This is a genomic window from Sphaerisporangium rubeum, from assembly GCF_014207705.1.
Taxonomy (GTDB): domain Bacteria; phylum Actinomycetota; class Actinomycetes; order Streptosporangiales; family Streptosporangiaceae; genus Sphaerisporangium; species Sphaerisporangium rubeum.
The window spans coordinates 4026137-4047877 of record NZ_JACHIU010000001.1; the positions used below are offsets into that span (position 1 = coordinate 4026137).

The following is a 21741-nucleotide window of genomic DNA, read 5'->3' on the forward strand; positions in this document are numbered from 1 at the left end:
GGACCGTGGACGCGATGGACTGGGCCTTGCTGACCGAGCTGCAGGCGGACGCCAGGCTGTCGTACAACGAGCTGTCCCGCCGGGTCCACCTGTCGGCCCCCGCTGTGGCCGAGCGGGTGCGGCGCCTGGAGGAGACCGGCGTGATCGCCGGGTACCACGCCAGGGTGGACCTCGCGCGGGCCGGCCGCAGGGTGAGCGCGCTGGTCCGCATGTCGTGCTACGGCGTGCGCTGCGTGCTGCGCGACGAGACGGCGCTCGCCTGGCCGGAGATCGTCGAGGTGCACCGGGTCACCGGCGACACCTGCTGCCTGCTGCGTGTCGCCACGACCTCGATGAGCGCGTTCGAGGAGCTGATCGACCGCCTGGCCCCCTACGGCCAGCCGTCCAGCATGATGATGCTGTCGAGCCCGCTCCCCTGGCGCGCGCTCACCCCGCTGGAGGGCTGACCGCGCGCCGGGACGGCTCAGCCGCAGCCCTCGAACTGCGGCACGTCGAAGTTCAGCGCCAGACCCGACTTGGCGAACCACTTGCGCAGCAGTTCGCGCGCCGTGCCGTCCTGGTACATCTCGGTGAGCGCGGTGTTGACCGCCTCGCAGCCGTCGATGTCGCCGGTGCGGATGCCGACGCCGTACCGCTCGTCGCTGAACGGCGCGTTGACGATCCTGGTCTGGCCGGTGGAGAACCCCGCGAGGATGAGGTCGTCGGTGGACACCGCGTCGAGGCGGCCCGCCAGCAGGTCGTCCACGCAGGTCTTGTACGACTTCGACTGCACCAGCTCGACGGGGATCTTGCGTTCCTCCTTGACCCGGCGCCAGGAGTTGGAGCCGGTGACCTCGCACAGCTTGCGGTCCCGCAGGTCGCGCACGTTGTCGATGCCGGTCTCCGCCGCGCGTACCAGCGTGTCCTGGTGCGCCACGTAGTACGGCCCGGCGAACGACACCTTGGTCTTGCGCTGCGGGGTGATCGAGTAGGTCGCGAAGATCAGGTCGGCCAGGCCGTTCTGAAGCATGGTCTCGCGGCGGGCCGACGGCGCGTCGACGAAGCTCACCGTCTTGCCGAGCCGCCGCGCGACCTCGCGGGCCATGTCCACGTCGAAGCCGGTGTACTTGCCGCCGGACTTCATGCCGAGGCCCGGCTGGTCGGGTTTGACCCCGATGACCAGGGACGGCTTGCCGAGGATCGAGTCGGTCGCCGCGCAGCCGCCGAGCAGGGGGATCGCGGCCGTGAGCGCCAGCGCCGCCGCGACGAGACGCCGGCCGGGCCGGTGGAGTGTGACCATCGGATGTTCCCTTTCAGCGGTACTCGGCGAGGCGGGGCCTGACACCGATGAGGAGGAGCACCACGGCGACCAGCGCGCCGGCGGGTGGCAGCCAGTCCCAGCCGGCGATCGCGCCGTCCCCGTCGGCCACCGCGCGCTTCAGTTCCTGGTCGTGCAGCGCGATCATTCCCTGCAGGGCCTTGTCGAACTCGGTGAACGCCGGGCCCATGACGAGGCTGACGGCACGGGCCCGGTCGCCGCCGGCCGCGGCGCGGCGCACGTCGCCGTCGTTGCGCTGGAACTCCTGGTACCGCTTCAGCACCCCGGCGAACGCCACGTGCTGCTCCGTCCCGGTGAGCCCGCCGGCCGCCTCGGCGTCGAGGAAGCCGAGGCCGTCCTGACGTCCCGCCTCGGCCAGCCGGGACACCTCGGTGTGGTACTTGTCGAGGTTCCCCGCGGGGACGTACAGCACGGCCTGGGACTTGTCCAGGTAGACCTGCTCGTAGGTGTCGGCCCGGCCGGGGTCGAGCAGGAACCTGTTCTGGTCGCCGTACAGGGTGTTGCCGATGGCGCGGGCCCTGGACAGGGCGAGCACGGAGTTGAAGCCGTTCTCCTTGCCGTGGGTGAGCGCGGTGCCCTCACGCTGCAGCACCGACACCCCCGCCACGGTGAGCGCGGCCACCACGACCGTCGCGGCCAGCAGCGGAAGGTTCAGCGTGCGGCGGAAGCCGCGGCTCAGGTAGACCTGCAGCACGATGAGGACGGCCAGGGTGAGCAGGCCGAGGATCGCCACGCCGATCCAGCCGGTCCGCACCGCCGACAGCTCGGCCATGTGGGAGTGGCGCACGATGGTGGCGCTGTCCAGCGTGAGGTTGTAGGCCTTCGGCAGCAGGTCGAGCCGCATCAGGTCGGTGGCCTGCCGGTAGGTGTTCAGGACGTTGTCGCTCCGCGCGGTGCCGGCGGTGCCGCCGGTGCCGCCGCGCGCGGCGCCTCCCTGCTGGTCGAGCAGCAGGGCCGCGGCGGCGAGCCGTTCGTAGCGGCCGAGGCCGTCGAGCACGGCCTGCACCGTGGCCTGCTGGGTGGGGTCGTCGCCGGCCAGCACGGCGGCCTGGAGCACCGCGCGGTCGGCTCTGGCACGGCTGCTCTCGTAGCGCTTCTGCAGCGCGTCGCGGCTCGGGCCGGACGTGCCGCCGGTGAGCAGCATGGTCGCCACCTGCGCGTCCATGTCGCTCAGCGCGAAGTACAGGTCGGCGGTGGTGACGACCTGCGGTCCGGCGGTGCGGCCGAGGACGTTCAGGCCGGTCCGCGCGTGGCTCGCGGCGAGCGCCGTCGCGCCGGACAGCAGCAGGACGGCGACGACGCCGAGGGCCGCCATCAGGCGGATGCGGCCGGGGACGGTGCGCGCACGGCGGACGCGGCGCACCGGCGGCGCGCCGGCGAGCGCCGGATCGGCGCCGGGTCCGGTCGTGGCCGGGGGGCCCGCGGCGGGGCCGGCGACGGCGGGATCGGCCGCCGCGGGATCGACGACGGTCATGTCAGGCCCTCCGCACGGTGATGACGGTCCAGGCGCCGACGTGCACCCGGTCGCCGTCGGCGACCGGCACCGGGACGTTGACCTCGACGGCCTTGCCGTTCAGCAGGGTGCCGTTGGCCGACCCGGGGTCGATGAGCTGCCAGCCTCCGTCGGGCTGCGCCAGGAAGACCGCGTGCAGGTGGGACACACCGGGGTCCTCCGGTGGTCCCGACAGGTCGATCTCCGGTTCCAGGGACCGCGACCTGCTGCGCCTTCCCACCCGCATCTCGGGCCCCGACATCGCCACCCGGCGCTCGGGACAGTACGGCGGGAACGCCACCCCTCCGGCGTCGGGGCCGCCTTGGCCGATCATGGCGTCGTAGTGCGCGCGGTCGGCCTCGATCACCGCCACCCACCCGCTCTGCGGCGGCGGCGGCGGCGGCGAGGACGACGAGGACATGCCGGGCCGCACGATCTCCGCCGGCCGCCACGACGAGGACGTCGAGGACGACGGGGGGCCCGTGCGCTGGGAACTCACGCCGGACGCCGGCGGCCGCGTCGCGCGGGAGGAGTGGCCGGGACCGCCGAGCACGAAGTCGTAGCCGCAGCTCTCGCAGAACCGGCCGTCGCGCGGAGCCCCGCAGTCGGGACACCCCCCGGCCGGTGGGCCGCCGCTCTGTGGCGGCGTGGCCGTGGCCGGCGCGGCGGCGCCGGTGATCTGCATGCCGCAGGTGTCGCAGTACTCCTCGTCGGAGGATTCGTGGCCCGCGGGACAGGTCGCCATGCTCAGCTCTCCGGGTCCTTGCGCATGCGGACGGTCCGGACCGACCGCGTGTCGAGCGCGATCTCGTCCGCCTTGTCAACGACCCGCTTCAGCCGCGCGGTTCCCGTGGCCGGGTCGATGTCGACGACCTTGTCGAGGAGCCGCGCGGTCTCGTCGTTCCCGGCGCGCTCGGCGATGCCGCGCGCCTTGCCGAGCCGCGCGGTGGCGGTCTCGATGTCGCCGTCGTTGCGGGCCTGCAGACCCTCCTGGATCAGCGAGGCGAGCTCCTGCTGGCCGGTGTAGTGCGCGACCCTGGGGTTGAGCCGGGTGGACAGCGCGGGGTCGTCGGACCACAGCGCGAGGATGTTGCCGGAGGCCAGAACCTGGCCGGTCTGCGGGACGACCAGCTTGACCAGGCCCGCGCGCATCTCCTGGCCGACCTGGCCCGGAGGGACGCGCACGCTGATGTGGTACTCGCGGGTCTCGCCGCCCCACGCGCCGGTGGGGTAGTCGCCGGTCAGCGCGTCGACGTCGGTCCTGCGGCCGGTGAGGTCCTCCAGGGCCGGGGACACCTGCTTGACGAAGTTCAGTGTGGCCGACCGCGGCGTCCAGATCCGCAGCGCGACGTCGGCGACGGTCTTCCCCATCGCGGCCTCGGTCATGGCGCGGAAGTCGTCGGCCAGTTCCTCGGGCCTGCGCACGTCCATCACGCTGCCGAGCAGCGTGGAGCCGATCCTGCGGACCTCGGCCACCACCCAGTCGGTGCCGACGCCGCGGCAGTCGCAGACGAACTTCCCCGCGCTGTAGGCGAGGTTGGCGTCGAACTCCGGCGCGGACTCGTGCTCGTTCTTGCCGTCGGTGAGCAGGATGGCGTGCTTGATGGCGTCCGGGTGGGCCATCTGGTGCGCGCTGAACAGGTCGGCCGCGCGGCGCAGCCACCGGCCCATCGCGGTGCCGCCGTCTGCGCGCAGCTGCGCCACGGCCTGCTTGGACTCGTACCTGGTCTGCGGGGTCGCCGGCGCGAGGCCCCCGTGGCCGGGGTAGATCACCTCGGCCTGGTGGTTGCCGGCGATCACCGCGAAGAACACCCCGTCGCGCAGGGTGTCGATGGCGGCCTGCGCGGCCTTGCGCGCGTCGTTGATCTTGCCGTACGACATGGAGCCCGAGGTGTCGACGATGATCACCTCGGCGGCGTCGGCCGCAGGAGCCGCGCCGACCGGGCCGCTCGCCTCGGCCGTGACGATGCCGTGGACCTCCTGGCTCCCCGCGGGCAGGTACTTGTTCTGGTCCACACGGATGGTGAAGTCAGCCACTTCTCTCCTTCGGGAATGCCACCGTGGCGTCGCCCGCGTCCCCCTGTCCGAACGGGATGAGCACCACGGTGATGTTGTCCTGACCGCCGGCGTCGTTCGCCATCCGGACCAGCCGGCGCGCCGCGGCGACAGGGGTGTCGTCCAGGGCCGCTGCGGCCAGCGCCTCCGGCTCGGGGTAGTAGTTCCACAGGCCGTCGCTGCACAGCAGCACCAGGCCGGGGCCGTCGGTGGTGAATTCGCGCACGTGCGGCACGACCTCGCCGGCGTCGGCGCCGAGCCAGGCCGTCAGCATGTGGGTGCCGGGTGCCGCGTCGTCCTCGGTGAGCAGCGCCGGGTGCGCGCCGAGCCAGTACGCTCTGCTGTCCCCCACCCAGGCGACCGTGACGTGCCGGCCGGCCGCCACCGCGGACACGTACGTGCAGGCCGGCGCGTCCTCCCCGGGACGGGCCGCGGCGGCGACGGCGCGCGCGGCCATCGCGACGGCCTCGCGGGTGGCGGTCGCGGCGTCCTCGCCCTCGGCGATCCGCTTGGCCAGGGTCAGCGCGGCCATGTCGGCCGCGGCCTGTGAGGCCTCCTCGGGCCGCGACGAGGTGGAGACGCCGTCGCAGACGACGCCGATCACCGTGCCGGGCCCCGCGGTGACCAGGGCCATGGCGTCCTCGTTCTTGCTGTGCCGAAGGCCGCGGTCGGTCACCCCGGCCGAGGTCTCCACCTCGGTCTCTGCGTGGTCACGGCCGGTCGGCTGGAGCATGCCGCAGTTCTCGCAGTAGCCGTCGGAGCCCACGGCGGCCGAGCCGCAGGCGGTGCACGATCCGCTGTGGCCGGCGGCGGCGAGATCCTGGCCGCACTGCTCGCAGAACGCCTCCCCCGCGAGCACCGTCGTGCCGCAGGCCGGGCAGCAGGCGCTCACCAGAGCGTCCTCGGCCGTACGGCGTTGGCGCGGCCGATGAGCGCGTGCCGGTCGGCGGTCGAGCCGGCCGACCGTGCCAGCGAGCGGTAGACCCGTTCCAGTTCTCTGCGCACGCCGCCCTCGCTCAGCGGGGTGCCGAGCAGCGTGACGCCGACCGGGCCCTGTCTGCTCTGGCCGGTCACGAACCTGGCGAGCGCGCTCTCCAGCACCTCGGACGCGAGGCCGTCACGGTCGCGCGAGTCGAGCTTGAGCGTGCGCAGCCGCTCCCCCGCCGCGACGAGCTCGGGCTCGGCGGGGGCCTGGCCCCGTACGGTGACCGCGACCAGAGCGACCTGTGCGGCAGTGCGGTGGATCGAGGTCGGCGGCACCTCTTCCAGGGCCGCCGCGGCGCCGGTCCTGTCGCCCTGCGCGAGGCGGATCCGCGCCAGGCCGAAGCACGCGCCGACGTAGGAGCGGTCGGTGCCCCACACGGCCTCGAAGTGACGCGCCGCGTCCGGACCGGCCCCCGCCGCCTCGATCGCGAAGGCCAGCGCCAGACGGGGTGCCGCCTCGCCGGGGAACCAGCCGTAGATGCCGTCGAAGAACCGCACCGCCGCGCCGGGGTCGCCGGCGGCCAGCTCGCCGACGCCGCGGTACCACCACAGCCGCCAGTCACCCGGCAGGTCCCTGGCGGCCCTGGCGTACAGGTCCTCGGGGACCTGGCGGCCGAGCTCGCTGAGCACCCTGATGCGGGCCAGCGTGGTCTCCGGGGTGGGTGGCGCGGACTCCAGCAACGCGACCAGCTCGTCGGGGTTCCCCGAGGTCAGGCCGGCCAGCAGGCCGGCGCCGGGGTCCAGCGGGTCGACCAGCGGCACCGGGAGCGACGCGGCGGCGTCCAGGCGGTCCAGCGGCCCGAAGACGGCCTTGGTGGTGGCCGGGGCCAGCTCGGTGCCGACCGCGCCGCGCTCGGGCCCGAACACCCCCGACTGCGCGGGATGCGGCACGCCGTCCTCGGCGGCCCTGGTCTCCCTGAGCACGCCGACGAGCTGGTCGCTCATCTCGGCGGCGCTCTGGAAACGGCGCGCGGGGTCGGGATCGGTGGCGCGTTGCAGCAGGCGCTGGAACGACTCGTGCCGGGGGCCGAAGTCCGGCAGCGGCGCGGGGCCGCCGCCGGCGACCGGGCTGAACGGCATGGCGAGCACGGCCAGCGTGCGGCCGACGGTGTACAGGTCGGACGCGATCGTCGGGCCCTCGGTGGCGATCTCGGGGGCCTGGTAGCCGACGGTGCCGTAGATCGCGCTGTCGGCGTCGTCCACGCGCCGCACCGCGCCGAGGTCGATGAGCTTGAGCTGCTCCTCGACCTGGATGACGTTGGCGGGCTTGAGGTCGCAGTACAGCATGCCGCGGTCGTGCAGGTAGCCGAACGCGCGCAGGATCTCCAGGCCGTAGGCGATGACCTGGGACAGCGGGAGGGCCTGGCGGTTGTCGCTCTCACGCAGGCGGCGGCGCAGCAGGTCCTGCAGGGACTGGCCGCCGACGTACTCCATGACGATGTAGCCGACCAGCGTCCCGGTACCGGGGTCGGGGTGGTTCACGAAGTTGAAGATCTTGACGATGTTGGGGTGGTCCATCGCGGTGAGGAACCGCCGCTCGGCCTCCGCGGCCGCCAGGGCCTCCAGGTCGCCGGTGTCGAGCAGGCCCTTCATGACGACCCAGCGGCCGTCGAGGTTGCGGTCGGCCGCCAGGTAGATCCAGCCGAGGCCGCCGTGCGCGAGGCAGCCCTTCACCTCGTACTGGTGGGCCACCAGGTCGCCGGCCACGAGTTTCGGGGTGAACGAGAAGCGCTGGCCGCAGTGGGGGCAGAACCCCTCGGGCCGTCCGGGCCTGCCGTCCCGGTGGCGTCCCACCGGCTTGCCGCAGTCGGGATTGCCGCAGAAACGGCGGTCCTCCGGCACCACCGGGTCCTGCATCACGACGGCGGACGGGTCCCGGTACGGCACCGGCGGCACCTCGACCAGGCCCATGCCGAGCATGCCGCGCCGCGATCGCGTGCTGGTGCGCCGGGACGAACTGATCTGACTGGGTGTGCTCCCCGTCGGCGCGGCACCCCCGATCGACGGCCTCGTCATCTGCGGCAGTGCCGCCGACGGTGCCGCCGGGCCCGGCCGGCCATTGCCTTCCGGTCCGCCAGGCGCGCCTGGCGGCCGGCCCCCGTCGGGGCCGGGTCCTGAGGGCCAGGCGGTGCCGGGACGGCCGGGGCCCACGGGGCCAGCGGGCTGTCCCCCGGGGGCACCCGAAGGCCACGCCGTGCCGGGCCGGCCCGAGGGGCCCATCTGCGGCTGCGCGGACCCAGGCGCGCCGGGAGGCAGCGTGCCGGGCTGTCCGGGCCGGACGGCGCCGGGTGGGCCCATCGGCGGGCCGGCCGGGTGCCCCGTGCCGGGGCCGTACCCGCCAGGCGGCCCGGCCTGCGGGCCGGCCGGCGACGCCGCGTGCCGTCCCGAGGACGCGGGGACGGGTGCCATGCCGCAGGTGTCGCAGTACCCGTCCACCACCGTCCCGGCACAGCCGGGCTGCTCGCACTTGGTCATCCGGCCCCTCCGCTCCGGCACGCGGCCACGAGCTCGTCGTCGTCGGTCATCCGGCCGCTCCGATCCGGTTGATGGCCCGCTGGTACTCGGCGACCGCCACGGTCGCCCCGCGCAGGTCGCAGGGGGCCGTCCACAGCAGGTCGCGAGCCTTGCCGTACAGGGCCGCGAGGGCCAGGTCCTCGGCACGGCCGAGGCGTGCCGCCTTGGCCTGGTAGGCGGTGAGGCGGCCGCGCAGCTCGTCGCGGCGGCCGATGAGGCCGGCGATGGACTCGCCGATCGCGGTGGCCCTGGACAAGGAGTCCTCCACTGCGCGCTCCAGGTCGGCCATGCGGCCGGCCAGTTCGAGCCAGCGGCCCCGCACGGTGGCGAGCGCGGCGAGGCGGTCGCGCAGCGCACCCGCCTGGTCGGGCAGCGCGGGCAGGGCCGGGTCGGCGATCTTCACGAGCACGACGTCACGCGCGCGCCGCGCCGCGCTCTCGGCCTCGGCGACCTCGTCGATGCGCTCACCGAGCCGGCCGGCCCGTGTCTCGTAGTCGTCGCGGATGCCGGCCGCGCGTTCCAGTGCGGCGCGGCGCGCGGTGACCGCGCCGGCGACCGAGGCGATCTCGTCGCGGCGGCCGGCCGACCCGAGCGGGTCGGCGGTCACGGCGGCGCGCAGGCGGTCCAGTGTGTCACCGAGCCGGTCGAGCTCGGGGTCGGGGGCACCGAGCCCGCCGGCGAGGTCGAGCGCGGCGCGGCGCGCGGCGTCGGCCTCGTCGAGCGTGGGGAGCAGCGCGCTCCACGCGTCGTCGATCGCGGCGACGGTGGCGGCGATCTCGCGGTAGGCGTGGTCCATGCGGGCCAGCGCGGCGTCCAGGGTGACCCACTCGCCGGCGGCGCGCAGCAGTGAGCGTTTCTCCACCGGCACGTCGCCGGGCTTGAGCTCGACCGACGGCCCGGTGAGCAGCGCCGTCAGCGCCTCCAGGTCGGGACGTCCGGCGGCGCGCAGCTCGGCCGCCTGGTCGAGGACGCGGCGGTAGGCGTCGAACAGCCACCACAGGGTGACCGTGGCGCCGCGCGCGGCGTCCCAGCGCCGTCCCGTCTCCCCTTCGGGGGTCATGCCGGTGAGCAGCCGGTGGGTGGCGTGCGCGTCGAGATCCAGCAGGTCGCCGCCGACGCGGTCGCGCTCCTCGGTGCGGCGGCGCAACGCGTGGTCGATCCCCTCCAGGCTCATAGGCGGCCCGGCGGCCCCGCGCGTGTTCACCGCTCCCCGTCACCCCCGGACTGGCACGTACTAAACCTCTCCCATAGACATTCTTTCCACAATTCCGCGAAGCGCGTGCGCGACAAGCGTGCCGGAGAGGCGCGTATTCCATCACATACCGATCACGCGCACGTCACGGAGGGGTTCGCCGCGCGTGCGGTGACCGGCGTCAGTGGACGACGAGCCAGGCCCAGATGCTTCTGACCAGGTCGAATCCGACGCCGCCAGGCACGCCGAGCACGCGGCCGGCGGCGGTCGCGATCACGTGCTCGATGGCGGTCTCGTCCCGGTACTGCACCGCGTAGTCCAGGCGCAACGCGTACTCGGCGTCCTCGCGGCGCCGGCGGTCCACCACGTCGCTGATGTCGTCGTCGGTCATGGTCGGGGTTCCTCGCGGGTACGGGGTGACGCGGGTCACAGCGGATTGAAGGGGTGCCGGCCGAGGTCGAACGCGGTGACGCCGCGCACGCCGTCCCAGATCATGAAGTTGCCGAACCCCCGCATGTCCGCGACCGGCACGCCGCCGAGCGCGGTCACGTCGTCGAGCAGCCGCTGGAACCGGAAGATCGCGGTCGGGCCGAGCTTGCTGACCACGGTGACCAGCAGCGGCGCGAGGTTGAAGCGGAACAGCGCCGAGCACGGCAGCACGCGGTGGTTGTCCCGCAGCCGCTGGAAGACCTCGGCGTGCTCGGGGTGCGCGGCGCGGTAGGCGTCGCACACCGCCTGGGAGAAGTGGCCGCGGTAGCGCACCGTGTGGCCGTCGGACGCGAGCCGGTCGTCGGCCGGGGTGAACCCGCCGGTGTTGTAGGTGGTGGCGGTGAGCAGGTCGTCCCACGGTTCGAGCAGCGCGCGCTCGAAGTACGCCGCCTTGGCGGCGAGGCGGCCGGCGAGCTGAGCGCTCGGCACGAAGGTGCCGTGCCTGCCGCGCATGTCGAAGATCCACGGTGGCGGGGTGAGGGTGTCGGCCTTGGTGAGGACCACGGTGAGCTTGCTCATCACGTGGCGCCGTTCCTCGTCGTCCACACCGGCGAGCAGCAGGCGCAGCCGCTCGGCGTCGTAGGCGGCCGAGCGGCTGTCGGCGTGCACGGCCCAGATGACGACGTCGGCCTCGGCGAGCTTTTCCACGTACATCGCGGCGTATGCCGGGTCGGTGGCCGGCGACTCCCCAATTCCGGGCATATCCCAAAAGGTAAGGTGATGGCCGGAATTACCGGGGACAGTTACCGCCTGTGGCTTTTCTGGTACGGGCTTCACGTCGCCGACCGTCAGATCGGTCCCGAAAAGCGCGTTGAGCAGGGACGACTTCCCCACACCGGCCTGGCCCATCACGGCCACGCTCAGCGGCCGGGCCGCCTCGGCGTCGCGTTCGGCGCGCACGTTCTCGCGCACCTCTTCCAACCGGCGCTCGCCGAGGGCATCAACCGAAATTCGGTCGATCCTTGCCACGGACTCACCTCGCGTCATAGCGTTAATGACGTTTACGGCTGTTTTCTGCCACCGGCCCCATCGTCGCCACCGATCCTTGCGATGACCTTGCGGAGAAGGCCGTCGATCGAGAATCAGACATCACTCTTCGCGGCGGTGAAAGTGGCGCGTTTCGACATCCGATTGCTCGGCGACGTCTCGATCCTGGTGGACGGAGCTCCACGCAAGCTCCTCCCGCAGACGGCCAAGGCCCTGGCCATGCTGGTCTCGGCGCGCAATCCGGTGCCGCAGAACTCCCTGGCCGCCGCGCTCGGCCAGAGCCCCGACTGGCCGGTCCCCGACGTCGCACCGCCGCTGTCGCGCCTGCGCACGGCCCTGTCCGGCAGCGAGCTCGACATCCCTCCTGCCAAGTGGTCGCACGCCTACGAACTGGTGGAGCGCGTGCCGGGGTACCTCGCCGCCACGGTCGACGCCGCGCGCTTCGAGGCCGGGGTCCGCCGGGGCCGCGAGCTGTACGACGCCGGCGAGCTCGACGGCGCGCTGACCGCGCTGCGCGACGCGGCGAGCGAGTGGCGCGGCGCGCCTTTCGCGTCGCTCGCGGCCGGATGGAGCCTGCCGTGGGTCTGCGAGAGCCATCGCGCGCGGCTGGAGGAGCAGCGCGGCGAGCTCGTGCGCCTCACGGCGCGGATCGCGCTGCGGCTCGGCAGGCACGAGGAGGCGGCGTTCGTCACCCGCGGCACGGTCGGCGAAGGACAGGACGACACGGCGGCGCTGTGGCTGCTGCGGTTCCTGACCGGGCTGCGCGAGGACGGCGGCGCGTCCGCGCGGCGCGTGGCGGACCGGCGCGGCTCCCGCTCACCCAACGACGACGCGGCGCGGCGCGCCATGGACCTGCTCGCGCTGCACGAGCACGGCTTCGACGCCACCGCGCCGCTCGGCACGTCCCGGTGGCAGGAGCAGGACGGCCCGGAGGAGCTGATCGGACGGCAGCACGAGATCGGCAGGCTCACCGGCCTCGTCCGCCGGCTCTCCGCCGGCCGTTCCGCCGCGCTGGCGCTGACCGGCGAAGGCGGCGTCGGCAAGAGCCGCCTGCTGCGCGAGGCCGAGCGGGTGGCCGCCCGCGAGCGCGTGCTCATGGTGACGGTGATGTGCCAGGACCTCGACGGACTGCAACCCTGGCGGGAGCTGGCAGGCGCCGTGTGGGGTCACCTGCGGCGCGACCTCGCCGCGCCACCCGAGCCGATCACCCCGCGTGAGCGTGAGTCGCTCGGCAAGCTCATGTCGGCAGGCGTGACCGCCTCACCCGCGCGGCCCGGCCACGAACGCGATCCACGTGAGCTGACGTTCCTGCTGGTCAGCCTGTTACGCCGGGCCGCGGGCAACGGCCTGCTCGTGGCCCTCGACAACGCGCACCTGCTCGGTTCCCACGCCGTGGAGCTGCTCCAGCACGTACGCAAGGGCCTGGAGACCGCCCCGGTGGGCTTCCTGCTCGCCACCCGACAGGACTCCACGCACTGGGACCACATCATGGACACCCTGGCCGTCGCTCCGCTCACCGTGGACGAGGTGGCGACGTGGCTCGGCCGCGCGTGGGGACGTGAGCCCAGCGTGGACGAGTCCAAGGAGGCGGTCCGCGTCACCGACGGCCTGCCCCTGGAACTGTGCCGCCTCACCGAGACCGGCGGGCCCCTCACCACCCTGACCCGTCCCCTGGACGGCTCCGCGCCGGCCACTCCTGGCGGCACGGCACGAGACCTTCTGGCCGGCTCCCTGGACGGCTCAGCCTCCCCGGACGGCGCCGCCGCGGCCCGGCCGGCCGTGGAACGGGTACCGGCCCCCCGGCGGCCCCACGACGACGTCTCTCCTGCCACCGGCGCCGGGCCCGCCACGACGTTCGTGTGGCTGGCCGCGGCGGCGATCACCGCGGTCGGACGGGACATCGATCCCGCGCTGGTGGCGCGCATGCTCGACCTGACCCCCGAGGACGCCGACCGCAGGCAGGCGCTGGCCGCGTCCGGCAACACCGTCAAGGGGCACGACCGGGTGCGTTTCACGCACGACCGTTCCCGTGAGGACGTGCTGGAGGAGCTGAAGCGCGACCCCGCGCTGGCCAGGGACCTGCACCGCAGGGCCTTCGAGGCGCTGACCGGACGCGTGACCGCCGGCGGGTGGATGGACCCGTCGCTGCCGGTCCGCGTCGCACAGCACGCGCGCGCCGCCGGCGCGGCGCTCCCCGAGGAGCGCACGGCCGCCGCCTGCCTGGACGCCGCCCGCGCCGAGCAGCGCGGTTTCGGCGTCGGCGACGCGGTGACCTGGGCCGAGGAGGGCCTGCGGCTGCGTGCCGACGCGGCCACCCGGGTCGGGCTGCTCATCACGCTCGGCGACGCGCTCGGCGACGGCGGGGACATGGAGCAGGCGGGCCGGCGCTACCTGGAGGCGTACCAGGCGGCAGGCGCCGAGCTGCCGCGGCCCGCCGCGACCGCCGCGATCCGCCTGGCCCGCCGCTGGTCTCCCCCCGGCCAGATCGACCAGCAGCTCGTCCACCTGCTGAGCACGGCGCTCACCCGCCTGTCCCACGACACCGGCGAGGAGGCGGCCGAGCTACGGCTCCAGCTGACGGCGCACCTCGCCAAGAAACACACCATGGCCGTCATCCCCGGTGACGGCGCGGCCGGCGCCGTCGAGCTGGCCCGCGCCACCTTGCGCGAGCTTCCCGAAGGCGGGGACGACCTGGTGCGCTGCGAGGTGCTCACCGAGTGCCGCTGGGCCCTGTACGACCACGCCGGGCCGGCCGAACTGCTCGGCATCGCCACCCGCCTGCAGGAGGCCGGCATCCGCGCCGGCTCCGCGCACTTCCAGGGTGAGGCGCTCGTCGCGACGGCCATCGACCAGCTCCGCCTCGGCCGTCTCGCCGACGCGCTCGCCACCGTGGACCGGCACCGATCGCTGGTGACGCGCGACCCCCGTTCCCTCGGCCCGTGGCTGCGCGGCACCCTGGACACGCTGATGGACCTGTGGAACGGCGACTTCGCGCGCGCCGAGCAGCGCATCACCGGCGAGTCGTTGCCCATGGTGCAGGAACTGTCCGCCAACCAGGCCATGCCGGCCGAGACGCTGAACCAGACCCTGATGGGCCAGTACTTCTGGCTGCTGTACGAGCGGGGCCGCATGGAGGAGTTGTTCGACCTCGGCCTGGCCCGCCAGATCGAGCAGCACGGCTACTTCCCCGTCTGGCGCGCCGCGCACGTCGTCGCGCTGTGCGAGACCGGCCGTCACGACGAGGCCGCCGACCACCTGGCCGCCGTCATGCACGAGACCTCGTTCCTGCGGGCCCTCCCCCCGCACGGCTGGGCCGTCCCGACTCTCGCCGCTCTGTCGGTGGCGTGCCACTCCATCGCCTCCGCCGGCGTCCAGGGCACCCTCCCCGGCGTCCGGGGCACCACCGGCGGCGGCGTCGAGGCCTACGTCCCCCTCTTGCGCGAACGCCTGTCGGCCCACCCCCGGGAACTCGTCCTCGCGGGCTGGCCCACCGTCCTCATGGGCCCCACGGCCCGCTTCCGCGGCCTGCTCGCCATGACCGCCGGCGCACCGGAGGAAGCCCTGGACCACTTCGCCGAAGCCACCAGGATGGTCTCCGCCGCCCCACCCCACATGGCCAGGATCCAGCTCGACAGAGCCAAGGCCCTCCTCCGGCTGACCCCCGACGACCCCACCGGGGAAGCCACCCGCCTCCTCCACCGCTCGCTGAAACTCGCCGGCCGCCTCGGCATGCCGTCCGTCGCCGCCGAGGCCCGCCTGCTGCTCCGCACCTGACCGGCGCGGGTCGCCGGGGCGAACGGCATGGCGGCGGGGGACGCGGCGGCCGGTGGCGTAGCTTCGGCCGGAGGGGACTTCGGACACGGGGACGGCCCTATGCGTGGGAGGCGGGAGGCGCCGGTCGGGGTGGTCGTGGCGCTGACCGTGGTCAGCGGCATGATCGACGCGGTCACTTTCCTGCGGTTCGGTCAGGTCTTCACGGCGAACATGACGGGGAACGTGATCGTGCTGGGCTTCGCCACCGGCGGCATGCCGGGGTTCTCGGCGGCGGGATCCGTCGTGTCGCTGGCGGCGTTCCTCGCGGGGGCGGTCGCGGGGGGCCGGGTGGGGAGGACGGCCGGGGGGAGGCGCGTCCTGATGGCGCTCGGGGTGGAGACGGTGGCCGTGGCCGTCGCGGCGGGGGTCGCGAGGTGGGTGGACGGCGCCGAGGTGGCGGGTGGGTGGCGGTACGCGGTGGTGGGGGTGCTCGCGGCGGCGATGGGCCTGCAAGGGGCCACGGTGCGCCTGCTGGCGATCCCCGACGTGACCGGGTCGGTGCTCACACGGATCCTGACCGGGCTGGCGGCGCAGTCACCGCTCGGCGGCGGCGGTGACCGGCTGGCGGCGCGGCGGGTCGCGGCCGTCGCGTGCATGTTCCTCGGCGCGCTCGGCGGCGCGCTGCTGGTACGGCACGCCGGTGTCCCCTGGACCCTGACGGCGGTGGCGGTCTACCTGGTGGCCGTCGCCGCGGCGCACGCGGCCTGGCAGGCGCGAGCCCGGCACCGGCGTCCGGAAGTGGACAGCAGCCGGGGCGATGGCGGAGAGCACGAGGGGTAGGACATGAATTCCTGTGGTTCTTCATGAAACGAGCCATTGGTCCGGCACGAATGACCTGGTGGCCGATCCGTCGTGCGGAATTTCACTCTGGTCGTTCGCGCAGATAATCGTTTAGGTTCTTCCACCAAGGAGCGTTATGGCGGGTTTCGCCGGAAGAGGGGTGACCGCCGGGTTTTCCGGAAGGAGTGTCGCGGCAAGGTTCTCGCGGCGGATCGCCGCCGTCGCGGTCGGAGGCGTGCTCGCGATGGCGGCGCTTCCGGCGACGGCCGCGTACGCCGGCGCGTACAGCTGTGCCGACGGGTCGCGGTTCTTCATGTCCGGCCTGGTCGGCTACATCATCATCGGCAGCGGGTGCACGGGTGAGGGATCCGGCCCGGGGCCGGTCACCATCGTCTCCGGGCCGTACGCCGGGGAGTACGACTGCCGCAATGTCACACTCACGCCGGAGATCGGACTGCTCAGCGGACAGGACTGCTGAGAAGCCGGCGGGACAGAGTGGGGACGTCCCCCCGAGAACGAGGCGGGGACGTCCTGCGCGGCCTCACACCGGGAGGGTGGTGCCGGGTTCCAGGGTGGCGGGGAGTTCGGCGCGGCTGGCGATGTTGAGTTTGCGGTAGGTGCGGGTGAGGTGTTGTTCCACGGTGCTGACGGTGATGTAGAGCTTGTCGGCGATCTCGCGGTTGGTGTAGCCGGCGGCGGCGAGTACGGCGACGCGGCGCTGCGCGTCGGACAGGACCGAGGTGTCGTCGTTGCCGTCGGCGGCCGCGGGGAGCGGCATGGCGCTCTGGTCGGTGTCGCGGGACAGCGCGCGGATCAGGGGATCGGCGTGACACTCCTGGGCCACGGCCCTGGCCCGGCCGGCGATCATGGCGGCGCGGCGGTACTCCCCGAGAGCGTGGAAGGTCTCGTGCAGGTCGTACAGCACGCGGGCCAGCTCGTAACGGTCGCCGCCGGACTGGAGCAGGTCACCGGCCTGGCGCAGCAGCATGGGACGGTGTCGCAGGTCGCTGGTGGCGGCCAGCAGGCGCATCGCCATGCCGTGCACGCGAGGAGAGCTGGACGCGCAGCGGCGGATCTGGTCCTCGGCGAGCCGGCGGGCCTGGTCCGGACGGCGCAGCCGCAGGCACGCCTCGGCGGCCTCAACGCGCCACGGGACAAGACCCGGAACGTCGAGGTTCCAGGTGCCCATCAGCTCGCCGCAGCGCTGGAAGTCGCGCAGAGCGAGCTGCGCGTACCCCGTGGCCATGCTGTAGCGGCCTCTGGCGTGCAGGTAGTGCAGGCCCCAGCGGGTCTGGAACATGGCGTCGGGTACCGGCTGGTCGAGCAGGTCGCTGACCGTGTCGTACCGGCCCATCGCGGTGGAGGCCATGACCAGCGCGGCTATCGGCGCGCCGACGGCGACCCCCCACCCGCTCGCCGGGATGGTGTCCAGGCCGAGCCTCGCGTGGAACTCGGCACCGAGCATGTCCCCCATGCGGAACGCGATCTCGGCGCGGATCGCCGACAGCCGCGCGCGGCGGCTCGGCGCGTGCCGGGACGACGCCTCGTCGATGAACAGGTCGCACCACGGCGCGGCCTTGTCCGGCCGGCCGCCGTAGGTGAGAGCGAGCAGCGCGTTCTCCACGGTGTCCATGGACACCTCGTCGAGCCGCGAGCCGCGCAGGATCCGCTCGACGGCCCCGGCGAACTCCTGGCGTGGGCCGCGGGTCAGCACGGCGGCGAGCGCGATGGCCGACTCCAGCCGCCGGTCGGCCGCCACCGAGAGGATCGCGCCGCGTGACTGCTCGCCGGTGGTCTGCCGCAGGTGGCTCAGGAACGGCGTGTACGTGCACCGCAGCCACGGCCGTGCGATGACCAGCTCGGTGACGGTCTCGGGATCGGGGTCCTCCCCCGCCTCGTTGAGCCGGCCGAGCACGTCGCGCGCGTCGTCGAACCTGCCGTGCCACAGGAACGCCTTTGCGAGCACGACGGCGTCGCTGCCGCGCAGGTGGCCGCGGCGCAGCGCGTCGGTGAGCTCGGGGAAGTGGCCGGTCGGCGTGCTGGGGTTGATGCGCCACTCGGCGCGCATCAGCGCCGTGGTGATCTTCACGCGCTGACGTTCGTCGGTGCACATGCGCCAGGCCAGCCGCAGGTACTCCACGGCGGGCTCCACGCGGCCGTCGCGCAGCCCGTGCCTGGCGGCGTCCTCCAGCACCTCCACGGCCCACGGCTCGGTCACCTCGTCGGCGAGCAACAGATGGTCGGCGATCTGGGTGGTGGTGGCCCCGCCGCCGTAGGCCAGGGTGGCGGCGCGGCGGTGCAGCCTTCCCCGTTCACCGGAGCCGAGTTCGGCGAGGACGGCGGTGCGCGCCGCCTCGTGGCGGAACCGGCCGCCGGACAGCAGCCCGGCGAGTTCCAGCGAGTGCAGCTCGCGGCCGACGTGCTCGGGGCTGACGTCCAGGAGCTGGTCGAGCAGGAGCGGCTCGCCGAGCACGGCCAGCCCCCACGCCACGCGCATCATGCGCGGGTCGGCGCGGCGCAGGCAGGCCAGCACCGCCTGCCCGTACGCGTCCCCCGGTGTCAGCGCGGCCGGCGTCTGCCCGCCGCCGGCGCGGACGGCGCGGCGGTGGTCCTCGATGAGACCTCCGGTGAGCAGCGGATTGCCGCCGCCGTAGGCGTACCAGTCGGCCTCGAACAGCGTGGCGGCGTCGGAGCCGACGCTTGCGGTGACCATCTCGGTCACCCCGGCCGGAGAGAGCGTGGTGAGCCGTACCTCTTGGCAGTGCGGGTAGCGGGTCAGCTCGGTGGCGAACGACGACTCGGCGGACCTGCCGTGGTCGGAGTGGCTGAACATCGCGAGGATGGGGGCGAACCGCACGCGCCGCGCCAGGTAGGCCAGGCAGAGCAGTGACGCTCGGTCGGCGTGGTGCACGTCGTCCACGATGATCATGAGCGGGTGGCGCTCGGACAGCTCGAGCAGCACGGTGCACAGCGCGTGCACGATCTGCGCGTCGACCTGGTTCAGCGTCTCGGCCTCCGGGCCCGACGACATGACGGTGCGTGCGCCTTCCTCGAGCAGCGACATCGCGCGGTCGCGCTCCTCCAGCACGAGCGGCGCGTCCTGCACGAGCTGGCCGAACACGCCGAGCGGCAGATCGCGCTCGGCCAGGGACGCCGTCGCGGTGATCGGCAGCGCGCCGAGGTCCACGGCGCGCTCGGCCATGGAGTGCAGCAGTTCGCTCTTGCCGGTCGCGACGGTACCGCTCACCAGGGCCACACGGCCCTTCCCCCCTACGGCGCCGGCGAGCATGCCCTCCAGCGTCGATAGCGCCTCATGTCGATCGTTCAGGCTCATGAAGAGCCCCCCTCTTCACGGACGGAAAACTCAGGTCGCCGCATATAGGACTCGCGGTCGCCAGCCGGACGGAATTCGCGAATCCGATGTTTCCTTCATCTTTCGCGGAGACCAGGGCCGTTCTCACCATTGCTCGCAGTGCCTTCCGATGCTGTGTATTTGTCGGATGAATAGCTCTTATCGGACAATTGACAACGTATGTCGGCACGCCTTCGGTGCCTTATCGCCCGGCTATCACCGGCCCCGCGACCACGGCCGGCCCACTCCCCCGAGGCGTCGGCACGTCCAGCCCGTTGATCGTCATCCGTCCCCGCGTCACCGCCGAGCGCACCGCGGACAGCACCGCCGCCGTGAGGTCGTCCTCGATCCCCGCACCCCAGAACGCGTGGCCCCGCACCCGGCACTCGGCGTAGACGACGACCCCGTCCCCGCCTGCCGCCGGGGACCCCGGCGGCGGACGGTGGACGACGCGCACCTCGACACCCCACCGGGTGAGCGCGTCCCTCGCCGCCTTCACGGCCGCGGGTGGCGGGCAGAGCCGGCCCCCGTCCAGGTGCAGCTCGGCCGTGACCGGCTCCGCGCACAGGACCAGCGGCAGCGGCAGCGCCGGGTACTCGACGTACGCGCGCTGGAACAGACCGAACAGCACGTCCGGCGAGATCTCGCCGCCCTCGCCGTCGGCGTGCTCCTGTACCACCCGGGAGAAGTCCGCACGCAGCGCCAAAGGCAGGTTGAGCCCGTGACGGGTGCTCATCACGTACGCCACGCCGCCCTTGCCGGACTGGCTGTTGATCCGCACCACCGCCTCGTAGGCCCGGCCGACGTCGTGAGGGTCGAGCGGCAGGTACGGCACCTCCCACGGCAGTTCGGCCGGCTGCGCTCCGCGCCGGGCCGCCGTGCCGTCCAGCGCGTCGAAGCCCTTCTTGATCGCGTCCTGGTGCGAACCGGAGAACGCCGTGTAGACGAGGTCGCCGGCGTACGGGTGGCGCGGGTGCACCGGCAGGCCGTTGCACTCCTCCGCGACGCGGCGCACACGGTCCAGGTCGGAGAAGTCGACGCCGGGGTCGACCCCCTGGGTGAGCAGGTTCAGCCCGAGGGTGACCAGGCACACGTTCCCCGCGCGCTCGCCGTTGCCGAACAGGCAGCCCTCCACCCGCTGCGCGCCGGCCAGCATGGCGAGCTCGGCCGAGGCCACACCGGTGCCGCGGTCGTTGTGCGGGTGCACCGACAGGCACACGTCGGCGCGCCTCGGCAGGTTGCGGTCCAGCCACTCCACCTGGTCGGCGAACACGTTGGGGAGCGAGCGCTCCACGGTGGTGGGGAAGTTCAGCACGATCTCGCGGCCCGGCTCCGGCTGCCAGACGTCCATGACGGCCTCGCAGACCTCCAGCGTGAAGTCGAGCTCGGTCTCGTTGAACAGCTCGGGTGAGTAGGTGAACCCGAGGTCGCAGCCGCCGAGCAGCTTGTCGGCGTACTTCATCAGCAGGCGGGTGCCGTGCACCGCCATGTCCTTGCACTCGTCGCGGCTCATGCCGAACACCACTCTCCGGAACAGCGGCGAGGTGGCGTTGTACAGGTGGACGGTGGCCCGGCGCGTGCCTTCCAGGCTCAGCACGGTGCGCCTGATCATCTCGTCCCGTGCGGGGGTCAGCACCGAGATGCGCACGTCGGCGGGGATCAGGTCCCGCTCGATCAGCGCGCGCACGAACGCCAGGTCGTCCTGGCTCGCGACGGGGAAGCCAACCTCGATCTCGCGGTAACCCATGCCGGTGAGCAGCTCGAACATGGCGAGTTTGCGCTCGGGGGTCATCGGCGCGGCCAGGGCCTGGTTGCCGTCGCGCAGGTCGGTGGACAGCCACCGGGGTGCTGTCGCGATGGTCCGGTCCGGCCACCGCCTCCCGGGGAGGCCGACGGGCTCGAACGGCCGGTATCTCGCGGCCGGGGCCCCGGCCGTCCACGCCGGGCCCGGTACGGCGGCGGCGTCGCTCTCGGTTGTCACTGGCAGATCCCTTCTGGACCCGGCCGGCCGGCGCGGCCCGCCGCGGGCGGGGACCGCAGAGCGGACGGCCGGAGGCACACCACGGTCACGAGATCCGGAAATGCGTCGAGTACGAGTACGGGGAGAACATCACCTGGATCTGGTAGTCGTCGGCCTCGTCCTTCATCCGGAAGGTGACGATCACCTCGGGATACACCGCGGTGAGGCCGAGTCCGACGAAGTAGTAGTCGCTGTCGAAGACGATGCGGTACAGCCCGCGCTCGAACTTCTCGTCGCACCAGTCGCTGATGCGGCCCTCGCTGTCGGTCTCGCCGCCGGCCACGTCGTGCCAGTGGCCGCCCCCGTCGCGTTCCAGCCGGGCCCGCACCCCGGCGGCCGACCGGCCGTACACGCCGTCGAGCGCGTGCGCGCTAATGCTCATCCACAGACACCCCGCTCATGCCGGCCCGCCGTGACGGACAGTCCCACGACCACCGCACCCGGCGTGGCCCCCAAAGGAGCCGCGCGGGTGCGCGCGCGAGCTTCACGGACGGCGGAGGCCCTCCCCCCGGCGTCCTCGACCCGGCGCGCCTGACGGGCCGGGACGGGGAGAGGTCGGACGGCGACCGGTCCCGGCTTTCGCCGAGACTGCCGCAACGCTCTATCGAAGCACTTTCGCCGCGCTATCCCCCGCCGTCCCTCCGCTATCGCCGGCCATCGTCCGCGCAGCTCGCGCCGCTTTCGCCGGCGAAAGCGCGCACCCGGGAGGCAGGCGGTCACCGATGCCGTGGCGGACGCGCCGGAT

16 protein-coding genes are annotated in these 21741 nt (G+C 73.4%); 4 read left to right on the plus strand and 12 right to left on the minus strand.

The features are described from left to right. The first annotated feature begins 14 nt into the window (after positions 1-14). Entirely contained in the window at positions 15-446 is a 432-nt protein-coding gene (locus BJ992_RS17370) for an Lrp/AsnC family transcriptional regulator (protein WP_221475526.1), read from the plus strand. A gap of 17 nt (positions 447-463) precedes the next feature. Here BJ992_RS17370 and BJ992_RS17375 read toward each other — a convergent pair whose 3' ends face one another. From BJ992_RS17375 to BJ992_RS17415, 9 genes are all read right to left on the minus strand, one after another. After that, positions 464-1279: a glutamate ABC transporter substrate-binding protein gene (locus BJ992_RS17375; RefSeq protein WP_184982259.1), complete on the minus strand. Its 816-nt coding sequence runs from the start codon at positions 1277-1279 to the stop codon at positions 464-466. Between the two features lie 13 nt (positions 1280-1292). After that, on the minus strand, positions 1293-2792 hold the full coding sequence (locus tag BJ992_RS17380; protein ID WP_221474869.1) for a hypothetical protein: 1500 nt from the start codon (positions 2790-2792) through the stop codon (positions 1293-1295). Between the two features lies 1 nt (position 2793). Further along, positions 2794-3555 (minus strand): FHA domain-containing protein, encoded by a 762-nt coding sequence (locus BJ992_RS17385; RefSeq protein ID WP_184982261.1) that lies wholly within the window; start codon positions 3553-3555, stop codon positions 2794-2796. A gap of 2 nt (positions 3556-3557) precedes the next feature. After that, complete coding sequence (locus BJ992_RS17390) at positions 3558-4847, minus strand: VWA domain-containing protein (RefSeq protein WP_184982263.1); 1290 nt, start codon at positions 4845-4847, stop codon at positions 3558-3560. Continuing rightward, complete coding sequence (locus tag BJ992_RS17395; protein ID WP_343072712.1) at positions 4840-5757, minus strand: protein phosphatase 2C domain-containing protein; 918 nt, start codon at positions 5755-5757, stop codon at positions 4840-4842. The genes BJ992_RS17390 and BJ992_RS17395 overlap by 8 nt, the downstream gene beginning before the upstream one ends. Then, positions 5754-8324 (minus strand): serine/threonine-protein kinase, encoded by a 2571-nt coding sequence (locus BJ992_RS17400; protein WP_246496680.1) that lies wholly within the window; start codon positions 8322-8324, stop codon positions 5754-5756. Before BJ992_RS17400 ends, BJ992_RS17395 begins: the two co-directional genes overlap by 4 nt. Before the next feature lie 46 nt (positions 8325-8370). Then, a complete protein-coding gene (locus BJ992_RS17405) occupies positions 8371-9567 on the minus strand; it encodes a hypothetical protein (RefSeq protein WP_343072713.1) in 1197 nt (398 codons plus the stop codon). 169 nt (positions 9568-9736) lie between these two features. Beyond that, positions 9737-9946, minus strand: coding sequence for a hypothetical protein (locus BJ992_RS17410; RefSeq protein ID WP_184982265.1), 210 nt, complete (start codon positions 9944-9946; stop codon positions 9737-9739). A gap of 35 nt (positions 9947-9981) precedes the next feature. Then, complete coding sequence (locus BJ992_RS17415) at positions 9982-11031, minus strand: GTPase family protein (RefSeq protein ID WP_246496681.1); 1050 nt, start codon at positions 11029-11031, stop codon at positions 9982-9984. Positions 11032-11148: 117 nt separating this feature from the next. On the opposite strand from BJ992_RS17415, the gene BJ992_RS17420 reads away from it, so the two are divergent. The 3 genes from BJ992_RS17420 to BJ992_RS17430 all read left to right on the plus strand — a co-directional run bounded on the left by BJ992_RS17420 (position 11149) and on the right by BJ992_RS17430 (position 16102). Next, positions 11149-14805: an AAA family ATPase gene (locus tag BJ992_RS17420; RefSeq protein WP_184982276.1), complete on the plus strand. Its 3657-nt coding sequence runs from the start codon at positions 11149-11151 to the stop codon at positions 14803-14805. 99 nt (positions 14806-14904) lie between these two features. Then, positions 14905-15624 carry a YoaK family protein gene (locus BJ992_RS17425; protein ID WP_184982278.1) on the plus strand — a complete coding sequence of 240 codons (720 nt, stop codon included), beginning with the start codon at positions 14905-14907 and terminating at the stop codon, positions 15622-15624. A gap of 244 nt (positions 15625-15868) precedes the next feature. Beyond that, entirely contained in the window at positions 15869-16102 is a 234-nt protein-coding gene (locus tag BJ992_RS17430) for a hypothetical protein (RefSeq protein WP_184982281.1), read from the plus strand. Between the two features lie 63 nt (positions 16103-16165). On the opposite strand, the gene BJ992_RS17435 is transcribed toward BJ992_RS17430, so the two are convergent. From BJ992_RS17435 to BJ992_RS17445, 3 genes are all read right to left on the minus strand, one after another. Next, positions 16166-18958: a helix-turn-helix transcriptional regulator gene (locus tag BJ992_RS17435; RefSeq protein WP_184982283.1), complete on the minus strand. Its 2793-nt coding sequence runs from the start codon at positions 18956-18958 to the stop codon at positions 16166-16168. 220 nt (positions 18959-19178) lie between these two features. Further along, entirely contained in the window at positions 19179-20957 is a 1779-nt protein-coding gene (locus tag BJ992_RS17440) for a 2-isopropylmalate synthase (protein WP_184982285.1), read from the minus strand. 85 nt (positions 20958-21042) lie between these two features. Continuing rightward, on the minus strand, positions 21043-21378 hold the full coding sequence (locus tag BJ992_RS17445; RefSeq protein ID WP_184982293.1) for a hydroxyisourate hydrolase: 336 nt from the start codon (positions 21376-21378) through the stop codon (positions 21043-21045). Between the last annotated feature and the right edge of the window lie 363 nt (positions 21379-21741).